At 67.3% G+C, this 24,564-nt stretch carries 19 protein-coding genes; 11 read left to right on the top strand and 8 right to left on the bottom strand.

Annotated elements, in window-relative coordinates:
* Position 1 precedes the first annotated feature (1 nt).
* Complete coding sequence (locus ACEN8G_RS20835) at positions 2-373, bottom strand: hypothetical protein (RefSeq protein WP_413418859.1); 372 nt, start codon at positions 371-373, stop codon at positions 2-4.
* Positions 374-563: 190 nt separating this feature from the next.
* Between ACEN8G_RS20835 and ACEN8G_RS20840 the strand changes: the two genes are divergently transcribed.
* From ACEN8G_RS20840 to ACEN8G_RS20855, 4 genes are all read left to right on the top strand, one after another.
* Complete coding sequence (locus tag ACEN8G_RS20840) at positions 564-5,939, top strand: HAMP domain-containing protein (protein WP_413740684.1); 5,376 nt, start codon at positions 564-566, stop codon at positions 5,937-5,939.
* Positions 5,940-5,952: 13 nt separating this feature from the next.
* Positions 5,953-8,016 carry a response regulator gene (locus ACEN8G_RS20845; protein ID WP_413416385.1) on the top strand — a complete coding sequence of 688 codons (2,064 nt, stop codon included), beginning with the start codon at positions 5,953-5,955 and terminating at the stop codon, positions 8,014-8,016.
* A 115-nt stretch (positions 8,017-8,131) separates the two neighbouring features.
* Entirely contained in the window at positions 8,132-8,881 is a 750-nt protein-coding gene (locus tag ACEN8G_RS20850) for a hypothetical protein (RefSeq protein ID WP_413416386.1), read from the top strand.
* A 216-nt stretch (positions 8,882-9,097) separates the two neighbouring features.
* Positions 9,098-9,967 carry a hypothetical protein gene (locus ACEN8G_RS20855; RefSeq protein WP_413416387.1) on the top strand — a complete coding sequence of 290 codons (870 nt, stop codon included), beginning with the start codon at positions 9,098-9,100 and terminating at the stop codon, positions 9,965-9,967.
* Between the two features lie 210 nt (positions 9,968-10,177).
* Here ACEN8G_RS20855 and ACEN8G_RS20860 read toward each other — a convergent pair whose 3' ends face one another.
* Complete coding sequence (locus tag ACEN8G_RS20860; protein ID WP_413416388.1) at positions 10,178-10,621, bottom strand: hypothetical protein; 444 nt, start codon at positions 10,619-10,621, stop codon at positions 10,178-10,180.
* 101 nt (positions 10,622-10,722) lie between these two features.
* Here ACEN8G_RS20860 and ACEN8G_RS20865 point away from each other — a divergent pair, with 101 nt between their 5' ends.
* Genes ACEN8G_RS20865 through pdeM form a run of 3 tightly spaced genes read left to right on the top strand, consistent with a single transcriptional unit; the run spans position 10,723 to position 13,299 of the window.
* A complete protein-coding gene (locus tag ACEN8G_RS20865) occupies positions 10,723-12,120 on the top strand; it encodes a M20/M25/M40 family metallo-hydrolase (protein WP_413416389.1) in 1,398 nt (465 codons plus the stop codon).
* 41 nt (positions 12,121-12,161) lie between these two features.
* The gene (locus tag ACEN8G_RS20870; protein ID WP_413416390.1) at positions 12,162-12,605 is read left to right on the top strand and encodes a hypothetical protein; all 444 of its coding nucleotides are present in this window, start codon (positions 12,162-12,164) and stop codon (positions 12,603-12,605) included.
* Between the two features lie 31 nt (positions 12,606-12,636).
* On the top strand, positions 12,637-13,299 hold the full coding sequence (pdeM, locus tag ACEN8G_RS20875; protein WP_413416391.1) for a ligase-associated DNA damage response endonuclease PdeM: 663 nt from the start codon (positions 12,637-12,639) through the stop codon (positions 13,297-13,299).
* 234 nt (positions 13,300-13,533) lie between these two features.
* On the opposite strand, the gene ACEN8G_RS20880 is transcribed toward pdeM, so the two are convergent.
* The 6 genes from ACEN8G_RS20880 to ACEN8G_RS20905 form a co-directional block, all read right to left on the bottom strand.
* Positions 13,534-14,241, bottom strand: coding sequence for a GIN domain-containing protein (locus ACEN8G_RS20880; protein WP_413416392.1), 708 nt, complete (start codon positions 14,239-14,241; stop codon positions 13,534-13,536).
* Positions 14,242-14,279: 38 nt separating this feature from the next.
* Positions 14,280-15,023 carry a head GIN domain-containing protein gene (locus ACEN8G_RS20885; RefSeq protein WP_413416393.1) on the bottom strand — a complete coding sequence of 248 codons (744 nt, stop codon included), beginning with the start codon at positions 15,021-15,023 and terminating at the stop codon, positions 14,280-14,282.
* Between the two features lie 111 nt (positions 15,024-15,134).
* Positions 15,135-15,668: a CarD family transcriptional regulator gene (locus ACEN8G_RS20890; RefSeq protein ID WP_307116618.1), complete on the bottom strand. Its 534-nt coding sequence runs from the start codon at positions 15,666-15,668 to the stop codon at positions 15,135-15,137.
* A gap of 247 nt (positions 15,669-15,915) precedes the next feature.
* Positions 15,916-16,254, bottom strand: a complete 339-nt coding sequence (fdxA, locus tag ACEN8G_RS20895; protein WP_413416394.1) for a ferredoxin FdxA — start codon at positions 16,252-16,254, stop codon at positions 15,916-15,918.
* A gap of 59 nt (positions 16,255-16,313) precedes the next feature.
* The gene (locus tag ACEN8G_RS20900) at positions 16,314-16,616 is read right to left on the bottom strand and encodes an RNA-binding S4 domain-containing protein (protein ID WP_413416395.1); all 303 of its coding nucleotides are present in this window, start codon (positions 16,614-16,616) and stop codon (positions 16,314-16,316) included.
* Positions 16,609-19,086, bottom strand: a complete 2,478-nt coding sequence (locus ACEN8G_RS20905) for a helicase-related protein (RefSeq protein ID WP_413416396.1) — start codon at positions 19,084-19,086, stop codon at positions 16,609-16,611. The genes ACEN8G_RS20900 and ACEN8G_RS20905 overlap by 8 nt, the downstream gene beginning before the upstream one ends.
* A gap of 253 nt (positions 19,087-19,339) precedes the next feature.
* On the opposite strand from ACEN8G_RS20905, the gene ACEN8G_RS20910 reads away from it, so the two are divergent.
* The 4 genes from ACEN8G_RS20910 (at position 19,340) to ACEN8G_RS20925 (ending at position 24,551) form a co-directional block, all read left to right on the top strand.
* Positions 19,340-20,821 carry a M23 family metallopeptidase gene (locus tag ACEN8G_RS20910; RefSeq protein WP_413740685.1) on the top strand — a complete coding sequence of 494 codons (1,482 nt, stop codon included), beginning with the start codon at positions 19,340-19,342 and terminating at the stop codon, positions 20,819-20,821.
* A gap of 323 nt (positions 20,822-21,144) precedes the next feature.
* Complete coding sequence (locus ACEN8G_RS20915) at positions 21,145-22,056, top strand: sulfite exporter TauE/SafE family protein (protein ID WP_413740686.1); 912 nt, start codon at positions 21,145-21,147, stop codon at positions 22,054-22,056.
* The gene (locus ACEN8G_RS20920) at positions 22,053-22,814 is read left to right on the top strand and encodes a TIGR02186 family protein (protein WP_413415903.1); all 762 of its coding nucleotides are present in this window, start codon (positions 22,053-22,055) and stop codon (positions 22,812-22,814) included. Before ACEN8G_RS20915 ends, ACEN8G_RS20920 begins: the two co-directional genes overlap by 4 nt.
* A 69-nt stretch (positions 22,815-22,883) precedes the next feature.
* Positions 22,884-24,551 (top strand): ATP-binding protein, encoded by a 1,668-nt coding sequence (locus tag ACEN8G_RS20925; protein ID WP_413415904.1) that lies wholly within the window; start codon positions 22,884-22,886, stop codon positions 24,549-24,551.
* Positions 24,552-24,564: the final 13 nt, after the last annotated feature.

A 24,564-nucleotide genomic window follows, 5' to 3' on the forward strand; every position in this document is an offset into this window, starting at 1 on the left:
CTCAATCCCTTCGTACGCGGAAGGCGTCCGCGAAGGCGCTCAGACTGCCATGTGCCGCATGGATGATCAGGCGGCGCACCTTGTCCGGGCTGCTGGCATATTGCGCTTCCGCCTCGCGCGCCAGCCTGTCGAGCTCGGCGCTGGCGGGCTGGTAGCGGGCGCGATCAGGCGCGAGCATCACCACGAGTCCGGCGGCCGCCAGCCCGGCCAGGCCCTGGTCGATGACGAGGTCGCTGGCCCGCAGCGCCGATACCAGGTCGCCGCGTTCCCATTCGCGCTCGGGCTCGCCGCGCATCAGGCACAGCAGTTCGAGCGCCCAGACCGAACGGAAGGTGGTGCGGATGAAGCTGGAGACGTCGTGCCGGGCGGGCATCTTCCCGCGATAACTCCCTGGTCGGCCCCCGCCGGCCCGGGTTTCGTAGCGCTTGATCTGGATTAGGCAAGTTTGGTTCGATGTCTGATCTTTTTCCGAGCCAAGGCGATTTCTCTGTTATATCAGGAGGTAGCGGCTGGGGGGCCGTCCAGTGGAACGATAGCGGGGTGGGAGATGCTTGGAGCCTTGGGTGCACGCAGAGACTATCCCCGACACGCTGGACCGCCGCCGCCTCGTATCTGCGCTCCGTAGCCTAAGACGCGGAGATTTCTCGGTTCGGCTGCCGGACGATCTGCCCGGCGCCGATGGCGAGATCGCGATGCTGTTCAACGAGGTCGTCGTGCTCGAGGAGCAGATGACCAACGAATTCGAACGCCTCTCGCGAGTCGTCGGCAAGGAAGGCAAGATCAACCAGCGCGGCCATGTCCGCGGCGCCACCGGCGGCTGGGAAGCGAAGCTGCGCGCGCTCAACGAGCTGATCGAGGACATGGTGCAGCCGACCGCCGAGGTCGCGCGCGTCATCGGCGCGGTGGCTAAGGGCGACCTCAGCCAGTCGATGGCCGTCGAGATCGACGGGCGCGCGCTGCGCGGCGAGTTCCTGCGCATCGGCAAGGTGGTGAACACCATGGTCGAGCAGCTCGGCTCCTTCTCGGCCGAGGTGACGCGCGTGGCGCGCGAAGTGGGTACCGAGGGCAAGCTGGGCGGCCAGGCCAAGGTGAAGGGCGTCGCCGGCACCTGGAAGGACCTGACCGACAACGTCAACGCGATGGCGACCAACCTGACCGGCCAGGTCCGCAACATCGCCGAAGTGACCACCGCCGTGGCGTCGGGCGACTTGTCCAAGAAGATCACCGTGGAGGTGAAGGGCGAGATCCTCGAGCTGAAGAACACCATCAACGTGATGGTGGACCAGCTCAACTCCTTCGCGAGCGAAGTGACGCGCGTGGCGCGCGAAGTGGGTACCGAGGGCAAGCTGGGCGGCCAGGCGCAGGTGCCGGGCGTGGGTGGCACCTGGAAGGACCTGACCGACAACGTCAACCTGATGGCCGACAATCTTACCGGCCAGGTCCGCAACATCGCCGACGTGACGACCGCGGTGGCGAAGGGCGACCTTTCCAAGAAGATCACCGTGGACGTGAAGGGCGAGATCCTCGCGCTCAAGGACACCATCAACACGATGGTGGACCAGCTCAACGGCTTCGCGAGCGAAGTGACGCGCGTGGCGCGCGAAGTGGGCTCGGAAGGCAAGCTCGGCGGTCAGGCGCAGGTGGAAGGCGTCGCCGGCACCTGGAAGGATTTGACCGACAACGTCAACCTGATGGCCGGCAATCTCACCGGCCAGGTCCGAAACATCGCCGAGGTGACCACCGCGGTGGCGAAGGGCGACCTCTCCAAGAAGATCACCGTCGACGTGAAGGGCGAGATCCTCGAGCTGAAGAACACCATCAACACCATGGTGGACCAGCTCAACGGCTTCGCCTCGGAAGTGACGCGCGTGGCGCGCGAAGTGGGCACCGAAGGCAAGCTGGGCGGCCAGGCCCAGGTGCCGGGCGTCGCGGGCACCTGGGCCGATCTCACCGACAATGTGAACCTGATGGCGGAGAATCTGACCGGCCAGGTCCGCAACATCGCCGAGGTGACCACCGCGGTGGCGAAGGGCGACCTCTCCAAGAAGATCACCGTGGACGTGAAGGGCGAGATCCTCGCGCTCAAGGACACCATCAACACGATGGTGGACCAGCTCAACGGCTTCGCCAGCGAAGTGACGCGCGTGGCGCGCGAAGTGGGCTCGGAAGGCAAGCTGGGCGGGCAGGCGCAGGTGGAAGGCGTCGCCGGCACCTGGAAGGACCTGACCGACAATGTGAACGCGATGGCGACCAACCTCACGGGTCAGGTGCGCAACATCGCCGAGGTGACCACCGCCGTGGCCTCGGGCGACTTGTCGAAGAAGATCACCGTCGACGTGCGCGGCGAGATTCTCGAGCTGAAGAACACGATCAACACGATGGTCGATCAGCTCAACGGCTTCGCCTCGGAAGTGACGCGCGTGGCGCGCGAAGTGGGCTCGGACGGGAAGCTCGGTGGCCAGGCGCAGGTGCCTGGCGTCGGCGGCACCTGGAAGGACCTGACCGACAATGTGAACGCGATGGCGGCGAACCTGACCGGCCAGGTCCGCAACATCGCCGAGGTGACGACGGCCGTGGCGCTGGGTGACCTTTCCAAGAAGATCACCGTCGACGTGAAGGGCGAGATCCTCGAGCTGAAGAACACGATCAACACGATGGTCGATCAGCTCAACTCCTTCGCTTCGGAGGTTACCCGCGTGGCGCGCGAAGTGGGCACCGAGGGCAAGCTGGGCGGCCAGGCCCAGGTGCGCGGCGTCGCCGGCACCTGGAAGGATTTGACCGACAACGTCAACCTGATGGCCGACAATCTCACCGGCCAGGTCCGCAACATCGCCGACGTGACGACGGCGGTGGCGAAGGGCGACCTGTCCAAGAAGATCACCGTGGACGTGAAGGGCGAGATCCTCGCGCTCAAGGACACCATCAACGTGATGGTGGACCAGCTCAACTCCTTCGCCTCGGAAGTGACGCGCGTGGCCCGCGAAGTGGGTACCGAGGGCAAGCTGGGCGGCCAGGCGCAGGTGCCGGGCGTGGGCGGCACCTGGAAGGACTTGACCGACAACGTCAATTTGATGGCGACCAACCTGACCAACCAGGTGCGCGGCATCGCCGACGTGGTGACCGCGGTGGCGCAGGGCAATCTCAAGCGCAAGCTGACCGTGGACGCCAAGGGCGAGATCGCCGCGCTGGCCGAGACGATCAACTTCATGATCGACACGCTCTCGGCGTTCGGCGACCAGGTGACCAACATGGCCCGCGAGGTCGGCATCGAGGGCAAGCTGGGCGGCCAGGCGCGCGTGCCGGGCGCCGCGGGCCTGTGGCGCGACCTTACCGACAACGTCAACGAGCTCGCCGCCAACCTGACCAACCAGGTGCGCTCGATCGCCGACGTGGCGACTGCCGTCACCAAGGGCGACCTCACCCGCTCGATCGCGGTGGAAGCGTCGGGCGAGATGGCGGCGCTCAAGGACAACATCAACGAGATGATCCGCAACCTGAAGGATCAGACGCTCAAGAATGCCGAGCAGGACTGGCTCAAGACCAACCTGGCGCGGTTCAGCCGCATGCTCCAGGGCGAGCGTGACCTGTCGACCGTGTCGAACCTGATCATGTCCGAGCTCGCGCCGCTGGTGAACGCGCAATATGGCGTGTTCTACGTCACCAATCGCGACGGCGACGATACCGTGCTCGAGCTGGCGGCCAGCTACGGCGCCAGCAAGCGCGAGGCGCTGAAGCCGGCCTTCGAGCTGCGCGAGGGACTGATCGGCCAGGCGGCTGCCGACAAGCGGCCGATCCTGCTCGAGGACGTGCCGAGCGACTTCATCCGCATCGGATCGGGGCTGGGCGAGGCGCGGCCCGCCAGCGTCGCGATCCTGCCGGCCTTGTTCGAGGACGAAGTGAAGGCAGTGATCGAGCTCGCTTCGTTCAGCGAGTTCAACGAGACGCACCAGAGCTTCCTCGACCAGCTGATGGAATCGGTGGGCATCGTGCTCAACACGATCGCCGCGACGATGCGCACCGAGGGCCTGCTCAAGCAGTCGCAGCTGCTGACCCAGGAGCTCCAGGCGCGCCAGACCGAGCTGACCACCAAGCAGGAAGAGCTGCACAACACCAACGAGGAGCTGGAGGAGAAGGCCCAGCTGCTCGAGAACGAGAAGAAGCAGGTGGAGGCCAAGAATCTCGAGATCGAGATGGCCCGCCGCGCGCTGGAGGAGAAGGCCGAGCAGCTCGCGCTCACCTCAAAGTACAAGTCCGAGTTCCTGGCCAACATGAGCCACGAGCTGCGCACGCCGCTCAACTCGCTGCTGATCCTGTCGAAGCTGCTCACCGACAATCCGCAGGGCAATCTCAACGAGAAGCAGGTCGATTTCGCCCGGACGATCAACTCGGCCGGCTCGGACCTGCTCAACCTGATCAACGACATCCTCGACCTGTCCAAGATCGAGTCCGGCACCGTGTCGATCGAGATCGGCGAGATGCCACTCCAGGCGCTGCGCCAGCACATGGAGCGGACCTTCCGCCAGCTCGCCGCCGACAAGAATCTCGCTTTCAACGTCGAGTTCGACGGCAGCCTGCCCGCCACGATCCGCACCGACGAGAAGCGCCTGCAGCAGATCGTGCTCAACCTGCTCTCCAATGCCTTCAAGTTCACCTCGCAGGGCTCGGTCACCCTGTCTGTGCGCACGGTGGAAAGCGGGTGGAGCACCAACCATCCGGTGCTGCGCGGGGTCGACCGCGCCGTCGAGATCGCCGTCACCGATACCGGCATCGGCATTCCGAAGGACAAGCAGAAGCTGATCTTCGAGGCCTTCCAGCAGGCCGACGGCACCACCAGCCGCAAATATGGCGGCACCGGCCTCGGCCTTTCGATCAGCCGCGAGATCGCCCGGCTGCTCGGCGGCGAGCTGCAGGTGCGCTCGATCCCCGGCAAGGGCTCGACCTTCACCCTGTTCGTGCCGCCCCAGGCGATCGCGCCGGCGACGCTGCCCGCACCCGGCAGCCAGCCGCGCTACGACAATAGCGGCGCGCTCGCCCCGCCGGCGCTGCCCGCCACCTTCGAGCTCAGCGACGATCGCGACACACTGGAAGGCGCGCCCTTCGTGCTGATCGTCGAGGACGATCCCACCTTCGCCTCGATCCTGCTCGACATCGCGCATGGCCAGGGGCTGAAGGGCGTGATCTCGGCGGCGGGCGCGGGCACGCTGTCGCTGGCGCGCAAGCTCCAGCCCGATGCGATCACGCTCGACCTGGGCCTGACCGACATCGACGGCTTCGTGCTGCTCGACCTGCTCAAGCATGATCCGCAGACCCGGCACATGCCGATCCACGTCATCTCGGGGGCCGACAAGCTCGCCCAGGCGATCGATCTCGGCGCCACCGGCGTCACCGAGAAGCCGGCCGAGGGCGAGGAACTGGCGGCGGTGTTCAAGCAGCTCGCCGCGACGATCGAGGGGCGCCGCAAGACCGTGGTCGAGCTGGTGCCCGAGGCCGAGGCGGCATTGCGCACGGTGCCCGAGCTGGCCGGCGCGCGCATCCTCATCGTCGATGACGACATCCGCAACATCTACTCGCTGACCAGCGTGCTGGAGAGCTACGGCGTCGAGGTCCTCCATGCCGAGCGCGGCGCCGACGGCATCGTCATCCTAGAGCAGACGCCGGGGATCGACATCGCGCTGATCGACATCATGATGCCCGAGATGGACGGCTATGAGACGATGCGCCAGATCCGCCAGCGGCCGGCATTGGCGGCGCTGCCGCTGATCTCGGTCACCGCCAAGGCGATGAAGGGCGACCGGCAGAAATGCCTCGATGCCGGCGCGTCGGACTATATCGCCAAGCCGGTCGACATCGACCTGCTGCTCGCGCTGCTGCGGGTGTGGATCGCACGCTCGCGCGAGGCCAAGCATTCGGCCGACCTGATCGTCGTGGAGCGCGGCTGAGATGGCGCCACGGGTGGTTCCGATCTCGCCGGCGATCGTCATGGGCTCGGTCGGCGACGCGCCCGCGCTCGATCCGCTGCCGGTCGATCCGGTGCGGGTGCTCGTGGTCGACGACGACGAGCGCAACCTGATCGCCATCGCCAACGTGCTCGAGGACGTCGCCGAGATCGTCGTCGCCAAATCGGGCGACGAGGCGCTGCGTCACCTGCTGCGCACCGAGTTCGCGGTGATCCTGCTCGACGTCTACATGCCCGGGATCGACGGCTATGAGACCGCCCGGCTGATCCGCGAGCGCGAGCAGACCCGCCGCGTGCCGATCGTCTTCCTCTCCGCGGTCAACAAGGAGATGGAGCATCTGCTGCGCGGCTATGCGATGGGCGCGGTCGACTATGTGTTCAAGCCGGTCGAGCCGACCGTGCTGCGCTCCAAGGTCGCGGTGTTCGTCGATCTCTATGCGATGCGCAAGGAAGTGCAGCGCAATGCCGAGCAGCAGCAGCGCCTGCTCGACGAGAATCTGCGCGCCAATGCCGAGCGGCTGCATGCCGAGCAGCAGCTGCGCGTCGCCGAGCAGCGCCAGGCGGCGATCATCGCCTCGCTGCCGATCGTCCTCTATCTCGAGGAAGTCGGCGCCGATGTCCGCGTGCCCAAATATGCCAGCGGCAATTTCGAGGCGCTGACCGGCTATACGCTCGATGCGGTGCGCAGCACGCCCGGGCTCTGGGCCGACCGGCTGCATCCCGAGGACCGCGAGCGCGTGCTGGTCGCGCTGGCGATGCGCGCCCAGGGCGGGGCGCATTCGGTGGAATATCGCTGGCGCTGCGCCAATGACGAGTATCGCCACTTCCTCGACCAGGCCGTGCTGGTGCGCGACGGCGCCGGCGCCCCGTTCGAATATGCCGGCACCCTGCTCGACATCTCGGACCGGCGCGAGCTGGAGAGCCAGCTCGACCATATCCGCAAGATGGACGCGATCGGCCAGCTGACCGGCGGCATCGCCCATGACTTCAACAATTTGCTCGCCGCCGTGCTCGGCGGGCTCGGCATGATCGAGCGGCGGATTCCGCTCGATCCCGAGCAGCGCAAGCTGGTCGAAATGGCGCGGCACGCCGCCGAGCAGGGGGCGGAGCTGGTGCGGCACCTGCTCGCCTTCTCGCGGCGCCAGAAGCTCCAGCCCGCGGCGATCGACGTGGCGGACCTGGCCGAGGCGGTCGGCACGTTGCTCGCGCATACGCTGGGCGGCCTGGTCGAGCTCGTCTGGCAGCACGACAAGGGCCTCGACCGGGTGTTCGCGGACAGCGCCCAGCTCGAGCTGGCGATCATGAACCTCGTCATCAACGCCCGCGACGCGATGCCCGACGGCGGCACCGTGACCATCGAGGCGCGCAACTGCCGGATCGACGCATCCGAGGAGGTCTCGGGCATCCAGCTGGGGGCAGGGCGCTATGTCGTGCTGACCGTGTCCGACACCGGATGCGGCATCGCCGCCGATCAGATCGAGCAGGTCATGGAGCCGTTCTTCACCACCAAGGCGGTGGGCAAGGGCACCGGCCTCGGCCTCAGCATGGTCTATGGCTTCGCCAAGCAGTCCGGCGGCGCGCTCCGGCTCAGCAGCGAGCTCGGCGTCGGCACCCGCGTCGAGATCTGGCTGCCGGCTGCCGACCGCGTGGCCAACCGTGCAGCGAAACGGTCCAGGGCAGCCGCGGTCGTGGCGGCCCGGTCCGCCATGCGGATCCTGCTGGTCGACGATCATGACGGGGTGCGCGCCACCACCCTCGCGATGCTGCAGGACATGGGCCACCATGTCTCCGAGGCGTGCGAAGGCGCCGCCGCGCTCGACATGGTGCGGGCGAGCCCCGACGCCTTCGACCTGGTGCTCAGCGATTTCGCGATGCCGCGGCTTTCGGGCACCGAGCTGGTGCGCCAGCTGCGGGTGCTGCGTCCCGCGCTCCCGGCGATCATCATCACCGGCTATGCCGAGCCGACGCTGGAAGCGGCCGACAACAACGTGCCGGTGCTGATCAAGCCCTTCACCGCGCAGGACCTGGAGACGTTGCTCCGCGAAGTGAAGCCCGGCTGACCGATACGTACCGGGGGCGAAGATCCGGGCAGTTCTGGCTTGAAATCCGAACTTTCTGCGTGCTGCACCCCATGGCATATTTCGCTTCATGCTGCTCCGCCCGTTGCTCGCTCTGATGGCGCTGACCGCCGCGCCCCTGCTCGCCGCCGCCCCCGCCAGGGAGGAGGTGCGCGAGCAACGCAGCTTCGTGGTCAATGGCTCGAAGGAGGTCTGGCGGCTGATCTGGCGCGGCACGCCCAATGACGGCAGTGATTGCGGCCCCGCAGACCCCGCCATGGCCATGACCTGCCCGTGCAGCGGTGTCGCCTATGCCCAGGCTGGCGACCTGGTTCTGGAGCGTGAGCGCCCCGGCGCACCTTCCGAACGCATGGCCTTGACGCCGCTCTTCGCCGGATCGGACATGCTCGGCCCGGTCGCGATGCTGCCCCGCTGGCCGGCCCATCCGGGCGACATCGACGACAACCCCACGCCCGCCACGATCCGCGCCCGTCCGGCGGTGCCGATCATGCGCCTGCAAGATTACGACCATGACGGGATCGCCGGCGAATTCCTCCTCCAGATCGACACCCTCCCATGCGGGAAGCAGATGATGGTGGCGGTCGGCATCACGCGCGACAATCCCCACCTCCACGCGATGACCAGCGCCGAGCATCCGGAGCGGCCGCTGGTACTCAACAGAAGCCAGTGGGAGGCGCTGGCGCGCAGCCCGCGCCCCGGCAAGGTCATGGACGTGCCCTGTGGCGACCACGGCGCGGAAGAACAATCCGTGATGGCTCTTGTTGCCGACCGCGGCCGCATCCACGCGACCCGCATCACCAGCACCTGCCCCGACACGGAGAGGGTGCTGGAGCGGGAGGTCATGTAGCTGTCCGGTGGCAACTTGCGCCAAAGCAACCAGCAGTCTGTAATTCGGGTCGATAGCTTGGCGGGGCGTCCACCCTCATGCATTGAGGCGCGAATAGCATCAGCACTTCATCTTCTGCAGGGTTGTTCCTGGCCATGACCGCGAGCTAACAGTCGCCGCGGTGGCCGAGCAAAGCCGGGGGCGGCATCTCGAGCCAGGGTTCAGGGGGAATAAAGCATGAAGCGTAAATTCATTCTCGCGCTGGTCGCGAGCGCGCCCGCATTGATGGCGCAAACGGCGGCTCCACAAGGACCGGCCGACGCGGCTCCGGCTTCATCGCCAGCCACGACGGCCATCGTCTTCTCCGAGAAAGGGGCGAATGGGCTGAGCGATCTGCCCATGGGTGTCCACCGCATCCCGGACAGCAACGTCGTTGTCGCGGGGCATCAGGGCGGGATCGGGGCGCTGTTCGGCCCGATCGGCATGCTGGTGCAGAGTTCGATCAACGCCGAGACCGGCACGGGCAAGGTCCGCAATGTCGAGGATGACTTGCGCTTCGACGTCCGGGCAAAGGCGATCGAGATGACCAACACGATCATGGCGGGCGACAAGTTCCGGACGGCCTTCACGCTCACGCCCCAGCCGGGCGGCCGCACGATGACGGTGACGCCGTATGTGGTGCTTACGTTTGTCAAGAAGACCGAGGATGTTCGCCCCTATATCGTGCTGAAGACGAAGGTCGCGATCGACGGCGACTCTGGCAAGGCGATCAAATATTTCTGCTGCGAAGGTAAGGCGCTGCCGCTTGCGAGCCTGACCGAAAATAACGGCGCTCGCCTGAAGGAGCTCCTGACGGCCGAGCTCGACACTGCCATCAATGTGATGCTGCTCGATCGTTCGCAGCCCTTCATGCGCAACGATGAGGCCAAGGTCGCCACCAACGGCTTGCTCCCGTTTGTCGGCAAGCCCATGAAGTGGCGGGGATTCGATCTGGGCCGCTACAAGGATTACGATCTGATCGAGTTCCGTGGCGGGATGATGGTCTTCTCGGGCGTGAATATCGTCGAGCCGGGCGCGTTGGAAATCACGCCCGTGGTCAAGAAATGAGGGCCGGCACCGCGAGGGCCTGAAGCCTGATCAACCGGGCGATCCAGAGATCGCCCGGTCCCGCCAGGATTCAGATCACGACAAGAGCTTGCCGGCATCGACGATGCCCTGCTCCTGCCCCGACGAGCGAGGTCCGGTTCCGGAAACGGCCCGTCCAGACGCGTATGGGTGTTTTCGCCGAAACAGGCCAAGGGGCGGCGGATCAAGACCCTAGGACGTAACGGCCCCCGGCGCAGCTTCCGCCTCCGGCGCCGCAGCTTCTTCTTCCGCCGGCGCGGTCCAGGATCCGCGCTGCACCGGGATCACCGATACCGGCTCGGGCAGCGCCGCCTCTTCCTCCACCGGCACCGGCTCGGGGTCGATCCGGGCGGCGAGGGCATAGTCGGCGGGTTCGGCCGGGCGGGTGATCGCGGCCGGGCGGGGCGGTGCCGGGTTCTCGGGATAGGGCGGTGTCGCGGCGGCGCGGCTCACCGGATAATAGCCGGCGCTGTCCGCGGTCGCCGTCATGTCGTAGCTGCCGGGTGGCGGCGTCTGCTTGTAGAAGTCGAATGCGCCCGTCCGGGTATAGTTGGCCAGTCCCATGCCGGCCAGGCCGCCGCCGAGCACCGCCACGCCGGCGCAGACCAGAATCCCCTTGTGCACTGCAGTCGCCATATGCGCCTCCGAAGCGCAGAACCATCGGCAGGGGCCCGCTGTTCCGCCGGGCTGCCGAGTGGAACTTGCCCCGGGTTGCGCACAGGCGTAGCGCTGCCCCCATGACCGACTCCACCAAGCCGCTCGACTATGTCGAGGCGCATCTCGACGACAGCCTGGACCGTCTCTTCGCGCTGATGCGCGTGCCTTCGGTCTCGACCGATCCCGCCTATGCCGAACAGTGCCAGCATGCCGCGCAACTGCTCTCGGACGAGCTGAACGCGTTGGGCTTCGACGCTCGCGTCGCGCCGACGCCCGGCCATCCGATGGTCGTCGCGCACCATGACGGAGACGGCCCGCACATCCTGTTCTACGGCCATTACGATGTGCAGCCGGTCGACCCGCTCGAGCTGTGGAAGCGCGATCCGTTCGATCCGGTGATCGAGACGCGCGGCGACGGCGCGAAGCAGATCGTCGGCCGCGGTGCCTCGGACGACAAGGGCCAGCTGCGCACCTTCGTCGAGGCCTGCCGCGCCTGGAAGGAGACCGAGGGACGGCTGCCCTGCAAGGTGACGATCCTGTTCGAGGGCGAGGAAGAGTCCGGCTCGAAGAGCCTGGAGCCCTTCCTCCACGCCAATGCCGAGGAGCTGAAGGCCGATTTCGCGCTGATCTGCGACACGTTGATGTGGGACACCGAGACGCCGGGCCTCACCATCGGCCTGCGCGGCATGGCCGCCGGCCAGGTGACGATCCGTGCGGCCTCGCGTGATCTCCATTCCGGCCTCTATGGCGGTGCGGCGCGCAACCCGATCCAGCTGCTCTGCTCGATCCTCGGCGAGATGAAGGATGCCGATGGCCGGGTGACGCTCGACGGCTTCTATGACGGCGTGCCCGAGCTCGATCCTGCGGTGCGCGCGAGCTGGGACGCGCTCGGCTTCGATCCGGCCGAATTCCTCGGCGAGATCGGCCTGAGCGTGCCCGCCGGCGAGAAGGGCCATGACGTGCTCGAGCAGATCTGGTCGCGCCCGACTGCCGAGGTCAACGGCATTTGGGGCGGTTATACCGGCGAGGGCTTCAAGACGGTGATCCCGGCGGAAGCGCACGCCAAGGTGAGCTTCCGCCTTACCGGCAACCAGGATCCCGCAAAGATATGGGCCTCGTTCGAGGAGCATATCCGGTCGCGCCTGCCCGCCGATTGCTCGGTCGAGTTCACCGGCCGCGGCCCGGGCAGCCCGGCGGTCACCGTCTCCAGCGACAGCCCGCCGCTCGAGGCCACCCGTGCGGCGCTCGATGCCGAATGGGGCAAGGCGGCGCTGATCGGCTGCGGCGGCGGCATCCCCGTCGTCACCTCGATCTCGAAGATCCTCGGCATGGACACGGTGCTGGTCGGCTTCGCGCTGACCGACGACAATATCCATTCGCCCAACGAGAAATACGACCTGAAGAGCTTCCACAAGGGCATCCGCTCCTGGGTCCGTATCCTCGAAAAGATCGGTGAAATGGCGAAGGTCCCGGCCTGATCGCGCTGGCCCGGATCGGCGCTTTGCGCTAGATTCGGGCCATGCGGACAGGGGCTCACATCATCGCTGGTCTGGTCGGCTGCGCGGCGCTTGCGGCGTGCAACCCGAACCCCGTGAAGCCGGTGCAGAAGGCCGAGGCGAGCGAGGCCAAGCCCGTCGCCGCGGTGCCGGCCAAGCCCGCCGGTGCCGCGGCGCCGCTCCAGGCCTGGCTGGTCGGCAGCTGGTCGTTCGAGAACAGCTGCGCCAGCGACTTCATCGCGCATTACGGCGCCGATGGCGCGCTCGACAATAGCGGCGAGACCGGCAGCTGGGCTCTGGCCGGCGACACCGTCACCGAGACGATCCGCGAGCGGTACGACAGCGCCGCCGACGGCACCGAGAAGGTCAATCCGCCCGAGACGCGCAGCTACACGATCACCCGCACCGACCAGGATCACGGCGTGGTCACCTATCAGGGCCGCAAGGTGCCGATGCTGCGCTGTTGACGGCGCGGGCCGGACGACCGATAGCAGGGCCATGGTTCCCCTTTCGTTCGCTGGCCACGAGTTGATGGCGCTGCCCGAGGGCGCGCTCTACTGGCCGGCGCGCGCGGCCTTGCTGGTCGCGGACCTGCATTTCGAGAAGGGCAGCTGGTTCGCCCAGCGCGGCCAGATGCTGCCGCCCTATGATTCGATCGCGACGCTCCAGGCGGTGGCGGCGCTGGCCGCGCGGACCCAGGCGCGCGAGCTCTGGTGCCTGGGCGACAGCTTCCATGATTCCGAAGGCTGCGAGCGGCTGCCGGCCGATGCCCGCGCGCTGCTCACCGATCTCATCACCCGGCTCGACTGGCGCTGGATCACCGGCAATCATGACAGCCTGCTGGTCGACCATTGCGGCGGCACGATCCTCGAGGAAGCCGAGGTCGATGGGCTGGTGCTGCGCCACGAGGCCGAGCCGGGCGATCCGCGGCCCGAGCTGTCGGGGCATTTCCACCCCAAGCTGCGTCTGCGCGTCCGCGGGCGGCAAGTGGCGCGGCGCTGCTTCGTCGCCTCGGCGACCAAGCTGATCCTGCCGGCCTTCGGCGCGCTCACCGGCGGGCTCGACGCGCATCATCCCGAGATCGTTCGCGCGGTGGGCAGCAAGGCCCAGGCGCTGGTCGCGCTCGAAGGCCGGCTGCTGCGCTTCCCGCTCGCCGCCTAGGACGGCTTGCAATGTAGGATTTCGCCTGCTTGGCTCATGCGGCCGGCCTCGCGGTTCGGCCGCTCTTTGACCTGTTGGAGAAATAGGATCCCGCGCACGCAAGGATGTTGCGAGATACGATGCGTTTCCGGGAAAATTGGGAAAATAGCGCGGCGCGGCACCCGCCGATGTCGTGACCTTAGTGAACTTCCACGAGTCGGCGCGGCGTGCGGTGTAGGCAATGCGCAGGCGGCGTTAGTTGGCTTCCCGGCCCTTCTCGAAATCGGCGCACTCGACTGGCCCCTGGCCGATCACCGCGCATTTGGCATCGCCGAGCACCCGCACCACGCCGCTCGACGTCGCGCTGATCCGGGCATTGTAGCGCACGGTCATCGCCAGCGCGCCGCTGCTCCCGGAGACAAGCTGCGCATCGGCGGTGGTGAGGGCGGCGGCATCGAGGCTGCTCGATCCATAGAGCCGCACCCGCGTATGCAGCGCGCTGCCGGCGAGCGCGATCGTGCCCGATCCGGCCAGCGTCAGGCTGAGGTCTTGCGCATCGACCCTGCCGATGTCGATCCGCCCGGTGCCGTTCTGCGACACGTCGATCCGGTCGCCGCGGAGCTCGGCCAGCCTGAGCAGGGTGCCGCCATTGGTCTGCACCACGCGTAGCGCCGGCACGGTGACGCGGATGCGCGCGCCGCTCGCCGCCTTGCCCGCCGCCGATTGCCAGCTCTGCGTGCCCGAATTGAGGATCAGCGTATTCGCATCGACCCGCACGGCGATGCTGTCGAGCGCGGCGCGGTCGCCGGTGATGGTCACCCCGGGCGATCCGGGCGCGACGTCCACCTCGAACGGCCCGTCGATGCGCAGTCGGTCGAAGCCGGTGACCATCACTACGCGCTCGTCGCCCGGCGCGGCGGCACCGAGGAGCAGGAACAGCGGGGCGAGGGCGAGCCGGTGCATGGGCGTCACCCTCGCGCCACTTCAGTACTTAGGCAAGCTCAGGAGCAATGCGCCTCGCCCGGGCCGGTCGCGCTGATCGAGCATTTCGCGCCACCGGTCAGGTCGACATCGCCGGGGCCGGCGATCGAGATCGAGGCGCCGCCGGTCACGTTGCCCTTCAGACTACCCGGCCCAAGGATCGAGATGCTGGCGCTCGATGCGGTGAACTTGCTGGCGTCGATGTCGCCCGGGCCGGTGATCGAGGCGTTGAGCCGGTTTGCGGTGCCGGTGACGGTGAGGTTGCCGGTGCCGGTGATCGACAGGTCCGCATCGGTGGCGGCGAGCGCGGCGATCTTCAGATCACCGGTCCCGGTGATCTTGCCGTGGAAATCGCCCTCGGCCTTGTCGACGCTGATGTCGCCGGTGCCGGTGAGGGTGGCGCCGACCAGCTTGGGCAGCGTGACGCTGACCTTCACGCTCTGGTCGCTATGGCCCCAGGAGAAGCCCCTGCGATCCTTGCGGCCGATACGCAGCGTGCCGTCGACCACCTGGATCTCGAGCTGGTCCAGGATCGCGCTGTCGCCTTCGGCGGTGACCGCGAACTGCGCGCCGTTCTTCACGTCGACGTCGTCGGTGCCGCGCAGCTCGACCTTGGTGAAGCCGGTCGCGTCATAGCTGCGCTTGGCGGTGACGCCGCTCTGCTTGACCTCGTGCCCGTCCTTGCCGCCGTCCTTCTCCCAGCTGGCATGGCAGGCGCCGGTGGCCATCAGCGGCAACAGGGCGAGGGCGATCAGGCTGCGCATCGAATTTCTCCCGAACATGTGTATTGCTTCACCAATACACTATCGATTGGACAAGGAAAAGGGGCGGTTTTCAAGGCCGCCCCTCTCCGCAGGTACCGATGCTGATCGAGATCAGGCCGGAACCTTGTCCTTGTTGTGGATCGCCGCGGCCTTGCGCAGGATGTCGAGGATCTTCTCGAGCGCGGCCGGCTCGTCGGTCTCTTCCATCGCCGCGAGCTCGCGGGCGAGGCGGCTGGCGGCCGCTTCGAAGATCTGACGCTCCGAATAGCTCTGCTCGGGTTGATCGTCGGCACGGAACAGGTCGCGGACCACTTCGGCGATCGACACCAGGTCGCCCGAGTTGATCTTCGCTTCATATTCCTGGGCGCGGCGCGACCACATGGTGCGCTTCACCTTGGGCTTGCCCTTCAGGGTCTCCAGCGCTTCCTTGAGCGTCTTGTCGCTCGAAAGCTTGCGCATGCCGACGCTTTCCGCCTTGTTGGTCGGAACGCGCAGGGTCATTTTCTCTTTCTCGAAGCGCAGAACGTAAAGTTCGAGCTGCATTCCAGCGATTTCAGACTTCTGGAGCTCGATTACACGGCCAACGCCGTGCTTGGGGTAAACGACATAATCGCCGACATCGAAGGACAGCGCCTTTGCAGCCATGTGCGAGGAACCTTTCGTGATAACCGGCCCCGACGGGCTCGGCGTCCACCCCGGCAAATGCAGGGCAGGCAGATCGGGGCGACTTCTCTTTGCTTCTCCGGGCGGAGGTGAGTCTTCCTCCGTCGCGCCCCATTTAACACGCTTGCAATAAAATTACCAGCCAAACGTCACCGTTTGTCCGTGGTAAAATGCGGTTTCTCGCAGGTTTCTGTGGATTTCGCGTGGGTAAACGCCAAATCGGGTAAGCCTAGCTGCCCGAACCGGGCTCCGGCGAGAAGAACTGCTCGAACTTGCCCTGCACGTCCTTCATCTCGTCCGCATCGGCGGGCACGTCGCCCTTCTGCGTGATGTTCGGCCAGGATTCCGAATAGGTGCGGTTGAGCTCCAGCCACTTCTCCAGGCCGTTCTCGGTGTCCGGCAGGATCGCCTCGGCCGGGCATTCCGGCTCGCAGACGCCGCAGTCGATGCACTCGTTCGGATTGATGACGAGCATGTTCTCGCCCTCGTAGAAGCAGTCGACCGGACAGACCTCGACACAATCCATGTACTTGCACCGGATGCAGGCGTCGGTGACGACATAGGTCATGGAAACTGGCCCCTTGGAACGAAACGTGCCGGTCCTGCTATGCCTGTGACACTGCGGCGTCAATCATGTGGCGCTTCCTGCGAGACGTTCTCAGTCACCGTCAGGTCCTGGTAACAGGCCCTTCCTTCGGCCGGCGGACCGCGCCGCGCCGGCAGTTGCTCGACCCGGACGACGCGCACCTTGCCGTAGAGCGGGAAGGCGATGACGCAGCCGATGCGCACCGTGGCCGAGCTGCGCTCGATGCGCCGGCCGTCGATGCGCAGCGTGCCCTTCTCGGCGATGGCCTGCGCCGCCGAGCGGGTGCCGGCGAGGCGGGCCCACCACAGGAAGCGATCGATCCGCATGGCGCTCGCATCAGCCATGCTTGAGGTCCGCGAGCACCGCGAAGGCATTGTCGCGCGGCGGGGCCTTGGGCTTGGGCGGCGCGACCAGCCCCTGCCAGATCCAGCGCTGCGGCTCTCCCTCCGCGCCCCTTACGGTGCGGAAGCCGAGCTGCGCCATCAGCCGCGCCAGCGTCTCGGGGGTGAGCCCCATCGAGGTGGCGAGCGCGGGATCGGGGGTGAAGGGCTTGCGGCCCTGCCGGCTGTCATGCGCGGCGCGGGCGATGCGCTCGACCAGATCGACGCGGACGGCCTGGGCGCCGAGCGGGCGATAGCCGTGCATCAGGTCGGCACCGGGGGCGGCACGCGGCAGCACGGTGGCGCCCTCGCGCGGCGCCTCGGCCAGTCCCATCAGCTCGCGCCGCCAGCGTGCGGCGCCGGGCTTGAGCAGGGCAGGGGCGAAGATGTCGAGCGTGCCGATGGTGACGCCGATCTTGCGCAGCCGCTGGCGCGCCGGCGGGTCGAGTGCCTCGACCAGCGTCGCGGCGGCGCGGCGCGGGAGCAGCCCGCCGGCCTCCAGCAGCGCATTGGCGAGCGCGCGCAGCGGCGAGCCGGCCTGGGGATCGCGCGTCGCTTCGTCGAGCTTGCCGAGCACGGTCAGGTGCCTGCCGATCTGGTCCGCGAACCAGCGCTCGAGCCGGGCCTGGACGGCGGCCTTGGCTTGCGGTTCGAGCACGTCGAGCGAGCGGTCGAGCCGGATGCGCGGGCGAGCGATATTGGCTCCGGGCTCCAGCGACGCCACCGCCACGCCGCTCCAGGCCAGCACCGCACCGGTGAGCGCGATGTCGGCATCGGGCGCGTCGATCAGCGCCTGGCCGCGCTTGCGATATTCCTTGCCCAGCCGTTTCTCCGCCGCCGCGAGCAGCATGCGCTTGTCCCCGGCGCGCGCCTCGGGCGCGACGGTGAAGCGGAAGCCGGTGAGCGTGCCGAGCGGATGCTCCTCGACGGTCACTTCGCCCTCGGGCCCGATCGTCACCGGCAGGTTCGAGGCATCGGCGCCGATCTGGCGGAGCAGCACGGTGGTGCGCTTGTCGACGAAGCGCTGGGTGAGGCTGGCGTGGAGCGCGTCGGAGAGCTTCTCCTCCACCGCGCGCGTCCGCTCGGCCCAGTGGATCGGGTCCTCCAGCCAATCGGCGCGGTGGGCGATATAGGCCCAGCTGCGCGCCGCCGCGATGCGCCCCGCGAGCGTCTCGACATCGCCGCCCATATTGTCGAGCCGCTGGATCTCGTCGGCGAACCATTGGTGCGGCACATGGCCACGCCCTTCGGACAAATGCCCGAACAGCCGGCCGACGAAGCGGCTGTGCGGTTCGGCGCCCAATTTGCGGAAGTCGGGCAGGCCGCAGGCGGCCCAGAGCCGCTTGACCATCGCCGGCGAGCGCACCCGCTGGCGCACCCAATCTTCCTCGGACAGCCGCTTGAGCACGGCGAGGTCCACCGCCTCGGGTGCGGCGCGCAGCACCTCGCTGTGCGGCTTGGCCTCCAGGCTGGCGATCAGTGCCTCGACGCTGGCAAAGTCGGGCTCGCCCTGGCGCCAGAACAGCTTCTCGAGCGGCGGCACGCGGTGCGCCTCGATCGCCAGCACTTCCTCGGGCGTGAAGGCGCTGGGGCCTTCCTCGTGCAGCGCGCCGAAGGTGCCGTCGCGCTGATGTCGCCCGGCGCGGCCGGCGATCTGGGCCATCTCGGCGACGGTCAGGCGGCGCTGGCGGCGGCCGTCGAACTTGGTGAGCGAGGCGAAGGCGACATGGTGCACGTCCATGTTGAGCCCCATGCCGATCGCGTCGGTTGCGACGAGATAGTCGACCTCGCCGGCCTGGAACATCGCGACCTGGGCGTTGCGGGTGCGGGGGCTGAGCGCGCCCATCACCACCGCCGCGCCGCCCCGCAGGCGCCGCAGCGCCTCGGCCACTGCATAGACTTCCTCGGCGCTGAACGCGACGATAGCGCTCCGCCTGGGCAGGCGGGAGAGCTTCTTCGCGCCGGCATAGCTGAGCGTCGAGAAGCGCGGCCGGCCGATCACCTCGGCTTCGGGCACCAGCGCCTTGAGCATCGGCTTGAGCGAGTCCGAGCCGAGGATCATCGTCTCCTCGCGGCCGCGGGCGCGCAGCAGCCGGTCGGTGAAGACATGGCCGCGCTCGGGATCGGCGCCGAGCTGCGCCTCGTCCAGCCCGACGAACGCGACCTCGCGCTCCAGCGGCATCGATTCGGCGGTGCACAGGAACCAGCGCGCCTTGGGCGGGCAGATCTTCTCCTCGCCGGTGATCAGCGCGACCTCGGCGTCGCTGCCCTTCATCTTGACGACGCGATCATAGACTTCGCGCGCCAGCAGCCGCAGCGGAAAGCCGATCATGCCGCTGGCATGGCCCGCCATCCGCTCCACTGCCAGGTGGGTCTTGCCGGTGTTGGTCGGGCCCAGCACGGCGGTGATCTCGGAACGCGCGAAACGACTCATTGCGACTCCCAAGATCGTTCCGAGTCACCCCTTAAGCAACTCCCCCGGATTGGCGATTCGCCTTAACCATGTTGGAAAGACTACCGAATATGGTGAAATCTTCGCTTCATCCGCGAGGCGCCACAACTCGCCGCACGAGTCGGCCCCAGAGACGGTGCTTAATTTGACTTTAAGTCCTGCCTTCCACAGTGATCTGCTCGGTAGCCGGGGGTTTACGGCACGACATCGACGACCTTTTGGGGGGCGTTGCGCCTTGTATTTGCGGAGTGACCATGGAGAGGGCCTGACCGGCGGTGCGGCATCCGCGCGCGCCAAGGCTCCGGCACGTGGCTTTTCCGCCAGGCTGAGCGAGCGCTTCGGCGACTTCGAATTCGCCCCCGATCTCGGCTCGCGCATCGGCACTTTGACCTGGTATCGCGGCGCCGCGACCTGTGTCGGGCTGATCACCGCGACGTTGCTGCTCGCCCCGGGCTTCGAGAACCCGATCTACGGCAACGTCCCCGCACCGGTCTCCGGCGCGGAGTTCGAGGCGACCCAGGCCCAGGCGATCAAGCCGATCGGCATGGGCTCGGGCACCGGCGCGCGCCTTGCCGCGACGAAACTGGTCGCGCCGCTGAGCGACACCCCCGAGCGCCCGATCCTCGAAGGCTCGACCAGGCTCGCCTCGGGCGGCGCGCTGCTCGCCGCGCTCACCCGCTCGGGCATCGGCGCCGCCGACGCGAAGACGGTCGGCTCGCTGATCGCCGGCGCGATGCCGCTTTCCGACATCCAGTCGAACACGATGCTCGACTATGTGCTCGGTCGCCGCCCCGAAAAGTCGCAGCCGCGCCCGCTCGAGAAGCTCGAGCTGCGTGCCGCCTTCGACAAGAAGATGGAGATCATCCGGGTCGGCGCGAACCTCGATCTCAAGGTCATCCCGATCGCGATCGACCGGACGCCGCTGCGCATCCAGGGCACGATCGGCTCGTCGCTCTATCGCTCGGCCCGCGCCGCCGGTGCCCCGGCCAAGGCGGTCGAGAGCTATATCCGCACGCTCGCCACCCGCACCCCGGTCTCGCGGCTGGGCTCGGACTGCAAGTTCGACATCATCGTCGGCCAGGCGCGCGCCGAGACCGGCGAAGTGCAGCTCGGCAGCCTGATGTATGCCGGCGTCAGCGGCTGCACGAGCAAGATGCAGCTCGCGCCGTTCGAGCAGGGCGGCAAGACCAGCTGGTTCGACGGCGGCGGCAAGGGCAACAGCACCGGCGCGATGGCGATGCCGGCCAATGGCCGCTTCTCTTCGGGCTTCGGCATGCGCCGCCACCCGATCCTCGGCTATACCCGGATGCACAAGGGCGTCGACATCGCCGCGCCCTGGGGCTCGCCGGTGTTCGCCGCCAGCGACGGCGTCGTCCAGTTCGCCGGCCGCAGCAGCGGCTATGGCAACTTCATCAAGGTCACGCACGGCAATGGCTATGGCACCGGCTATGGCCATCTCAGCCGCATCTATGTGCGCAACGGCGAGACCGTGCGCCGCGGCCAGCGGATCGGCGCGGTCGGCAATACCGGCCTGTCGACCGGCCCGCACCTCCACTATGAGCTCTACCGCAACGGCATGGCGGTGAACCCGCGCTCGGTGTCGTTCACCTCGACCCAGCAGCTGACCGGCGGCGACCTCGGCCAGTTCAAGGCGCAGCTCAACCGGCTGCTCTCGGTGCCCGTCGGCCACGGCGCGGTGAAGGACGCCGAGGACTGAGGACGATCGGCATGCAGCGCGTGCCGATCCTTCCTTGTCTTTCCTACGGCACGTCGCAAGGCGACTCGTGGAAGTTCACTAAGTTCACGACATTGGCGGGGTCTGCGCCGCGCTATTTTCCCAGTTTCCCCGGAAACGCGCCGCATTTCGCAACTTCCTTGCGCGAGCAGGATCCTATTTCTCCAACGAGGCAAAGAGCGGCCGGGCGCCAGGCCCGGCAGCGCCAGCAAGCCACGCGAAATCCTACATTGCAAGCAGGCCGCGCCGCCTGACCGGAGATGGGCTTTTGCACTGCACCGCAAACGCGGTATCGCTGCGGCGCAATGGACCTCTACCTTCCGATCGCCAACCTGTCGGTCAATGCGCTCGTCATCGTCGCGCTGGGCTTTGGCGTGGGATTGCTCTCGGGCATGTTCGGGGTGGGCGGCGGGTTCCTGACCACGCCGCTGCTGATCTTCTACGGCATTCCGCCGACCGTCGCCGCCGATGCGGCGAGCCAGGTGACCGGCGCAAGCGTCTCGGGCGTGCTCGCCCATTTCCGCCGCGGTGGGGTGGACCTGCACATGGGTGCGGTGCTGGTGGTGGGGGGCGTGATCGGCAGCATCGCCGGGGCCGGGCTGTTCACCCTGCTGCAGAAGAGCGGCCAGATCGATGTGGTGATCGGGGTGCTCTATGTGCTTATGCTGGGCTCGATCGGCGGGCTGATGCTGCACGAATCGATCCAAGCGATCCGGGTGACGCGCGGCGCCCGCCCGCCGCGCCCGCGCAAGCGCCGCCACCATCCGCTGGTCGCGATGCTTCCCCTGCGCTGGCGTTTCTATTCCTCGGGCCTCTACATCTCGCCATTGGCACCGCTGCTGCTCGGCTTCTTCACCGGCATCCTGACCGTGCTCCTCGGCGTCGGCGGCGGCTTCATCCTGGTGCCGGCGATGCTCTATCTGCTGGGCATGGGCACGCAGGTGGTGGTGGGCACCTCGCTGTTCCAGATCCTGTTCGTCACCGCCGCGGCGACGATGGTCCACGCCACCACCACCAAGGCGGTCGACATCGTCCTCGCCGCGCTGCTGCTGCTCGGTTCGGTGGTCGGCGCGCAGATGGGCGCGCGCTTCGCCCTGGCGGTGAAGCCCGAATATCTGCGCTTCATCCTGGCGGTGATCGTGCTGCTCGTCGCGGTGCGCATGCTGCTCGGCCTCGCCTGGCAGCCCGACGAGATCTATTCGGTGGAATTGCTGTGAAGCGGCTCGCGCTTCTTCTTTTGGCGCCGCTGCTGATGGGGCAGGCCAAGCCCGTCCTCGTTCCCGACGTCTCGCAGCGCGACATCGAGATCGCCTATTCGTTCACCGGCGCCGAGCTGCTGCTGTTCGGCGCGATCCTCTATCCCGGCGGGCGCACGCCAAGACAGGGCGAGAAGCCCGCCGACATCGTCGTGGTGGTGAAGGGACCGACCCAGTCGGTGCAGGTCCGCGAAAAGGAGAAGGTCGCCGGCATCTGGGTCAATGCCCAGCGCATGCGCTATCGCTCGGCACCCAGCTTCTACGCGATCGCCTCGTCGCGGCCGATCAGCCAGATCGTCGACGAGCGCACCCGGGCGATCTACGAGCTCGGCGTCGACAGCCTGCAGCTCTCGCCCGCATCGGGTGCTGCGCCCGAGGTGCAGGCACGGTTCGACAAGGGGCTGGAGGATCTGCGCGCCCGCACCGGCCTTTATTACCAGGCGCCCGGTGCGGTGGAGATCACCGATGGCGTACTCTATCGCGCGCGCCTCGCGATTCCGGCGCGCGTGCCGATCGGCAAGTTCACTGCCGAGACCTTCCTGATTCGCGACGGCCGGGTGCTCGCCGCGGCGGTGCGCGGGATCGAGATCCGCAAATCGGGCTTCGAGCGCTTCGTCGCCCATTCGGCGGAACACTATTCGGTGATCTACGGTATCGTCGCCGTGGCGCTCTCGATTCTGTTCGGCTGGGGCGCGGGAGCGGTCTGGAAACGCTTCTGAAGTCCTTCGGGACTCATCCAATATTTACCTCCCTGGCGCAGATTGCGCGCGTCAACGGGGAGCAGCCGAATGGACGGCCAATTTGGCGCGCGCGGGTTCGAAGGCGCGGCGTCGGTTTCTACGAACGAGGGCCTGCCCTCGCGCACGCCGGTCGAGCCGATCGGCGCGGTGCTCGAGATCGCCGGTTCGTCGAGCCAGGTGCTGATCGATCCGGAGGCGCTGAACGCGCTTGCCGGGAACAGCGATCCCACCGTCGCCAATGCCGGCCAAGTCGGCAGCCAGGTGAAGGTGCGCGTCGGCGCGACCTGGCTGATCGCGAACGTCCGCTCCTTGAAGCTCCAGGGCGACCACATCGCCGCGTACATCGACTTCCTCGGCGAAGGTGATGAGGAGCGGCTGACCGGCAAGCTCTACAAGTTCCGCCGCGGCGTGACGCGCTACCCGACGCCGGGCGCGCCGGTCTTTCCGGTCTCGACCGCGGACCTGAAGCAGATCTACGCCGCCGAGGATCGCGCCCATATCGAGATCGGCAATGTCTATCCGACCAAGGACATCCGTGCGGCACTCTATGTCGATTCGATGCTCGGCAAGCATTTCGCGCTGCTCGGCTCGACCGGTACCGGTAAATCGACTGCCGCGGCGCTGATCCTTCACCGCATCTGCGAGCTGGCGCCGCAGGGCCATGTCGTGATGATCGATCCGCACGGCGAATATGCCAGCGCGTTCAAGACCACGGGCGCGCTCTACGACGTCACCAACCTGCAGATGCCGTACTGGCTGATGAACTTCGAGGAGCATTGCGAAGTGTTCCTCAACACCTCCGGCTCGGACCGGCAGGTGGATGCGGACATCCTCGCCAAGTGCATCCTCGCCGCGAAGCAGAAGAACCGGCTGGCGGCCGAGATCGGCAAGCTCACCGTCGATGCGCCGATCCCCTATCTCCTGTCGGACCTGACCCAGATCCTGCAGCTCGAGATGGGCAAGATGGACAAGGCGACCGACACGGCGCCCTATCTGCGCATCCGTTCCAAGATCGACGAGATCAAGGGCGATCCGCGCTACGCCTTCATGTTCTCGGGCATGCTGGTGGCCGACACCATGGCGGGCTTCCTGTCGCGCGTGTTCCGCCTGCCGGGCGACGGCAAGCCGATCTCGATCATCGACGTGTCGGGCGTGCCGAGCGAGATCACGTCCGTGGTCGTGGCCGTCCTGTCGCGCATGGTGTTCGACTTCGCGATCTGGTCGCGTGGCGAGAGCAAGCGGCCGATCCTGCTCGTCTGCGAGGAGGCGCACCGCTACGTTCCCAACGAGCGCAATGCCGACGGCTCGTCGGTCGGCCGGATCCTCAGCCGGATCGCCAAGGAAGGCCGCAAGTACGGCGTGTCGCTGGGCCTGATCACCCAGCGCCCTTCGGACCTGGCCGAGGGCGTGCTCTCCCAGTGCGGCACGATCCTGTCGATGCGCCTCAACAACGAGCGCGACCAGGCATTCGTGAAGGCGGCGATGCCCGAAGGCGCGCGCGGCTTCCTCGATTCGATCCCGGCATTGCGGAACCGCGAGTGCATCGCGGTGGGCGAGGGCGTCGCCACGCCGATCCGGCTGTTGTTCGACAATCTGGACGACAACAAGCGGCCGGCTTCGGACGATCCGCTCTTCTCCGAGCTTTGGCGCGACACCGGCGGCGAGGAGCAAATCCTCGAGCGCACGATCCGCCGCTGGCGCGCGCAAGGGAAATAGGCTGCGCGCGAAC

Source organism: Sphingomonas sp. Sphisp66, assembly GCF_047324325.1.
Classification (GTDB): domain Bacteria; phylum Pseudomonadota; class Alphaproteobacteria; order Sphingomonadales; family Sphingomonadaceae; genus Sphingomonas.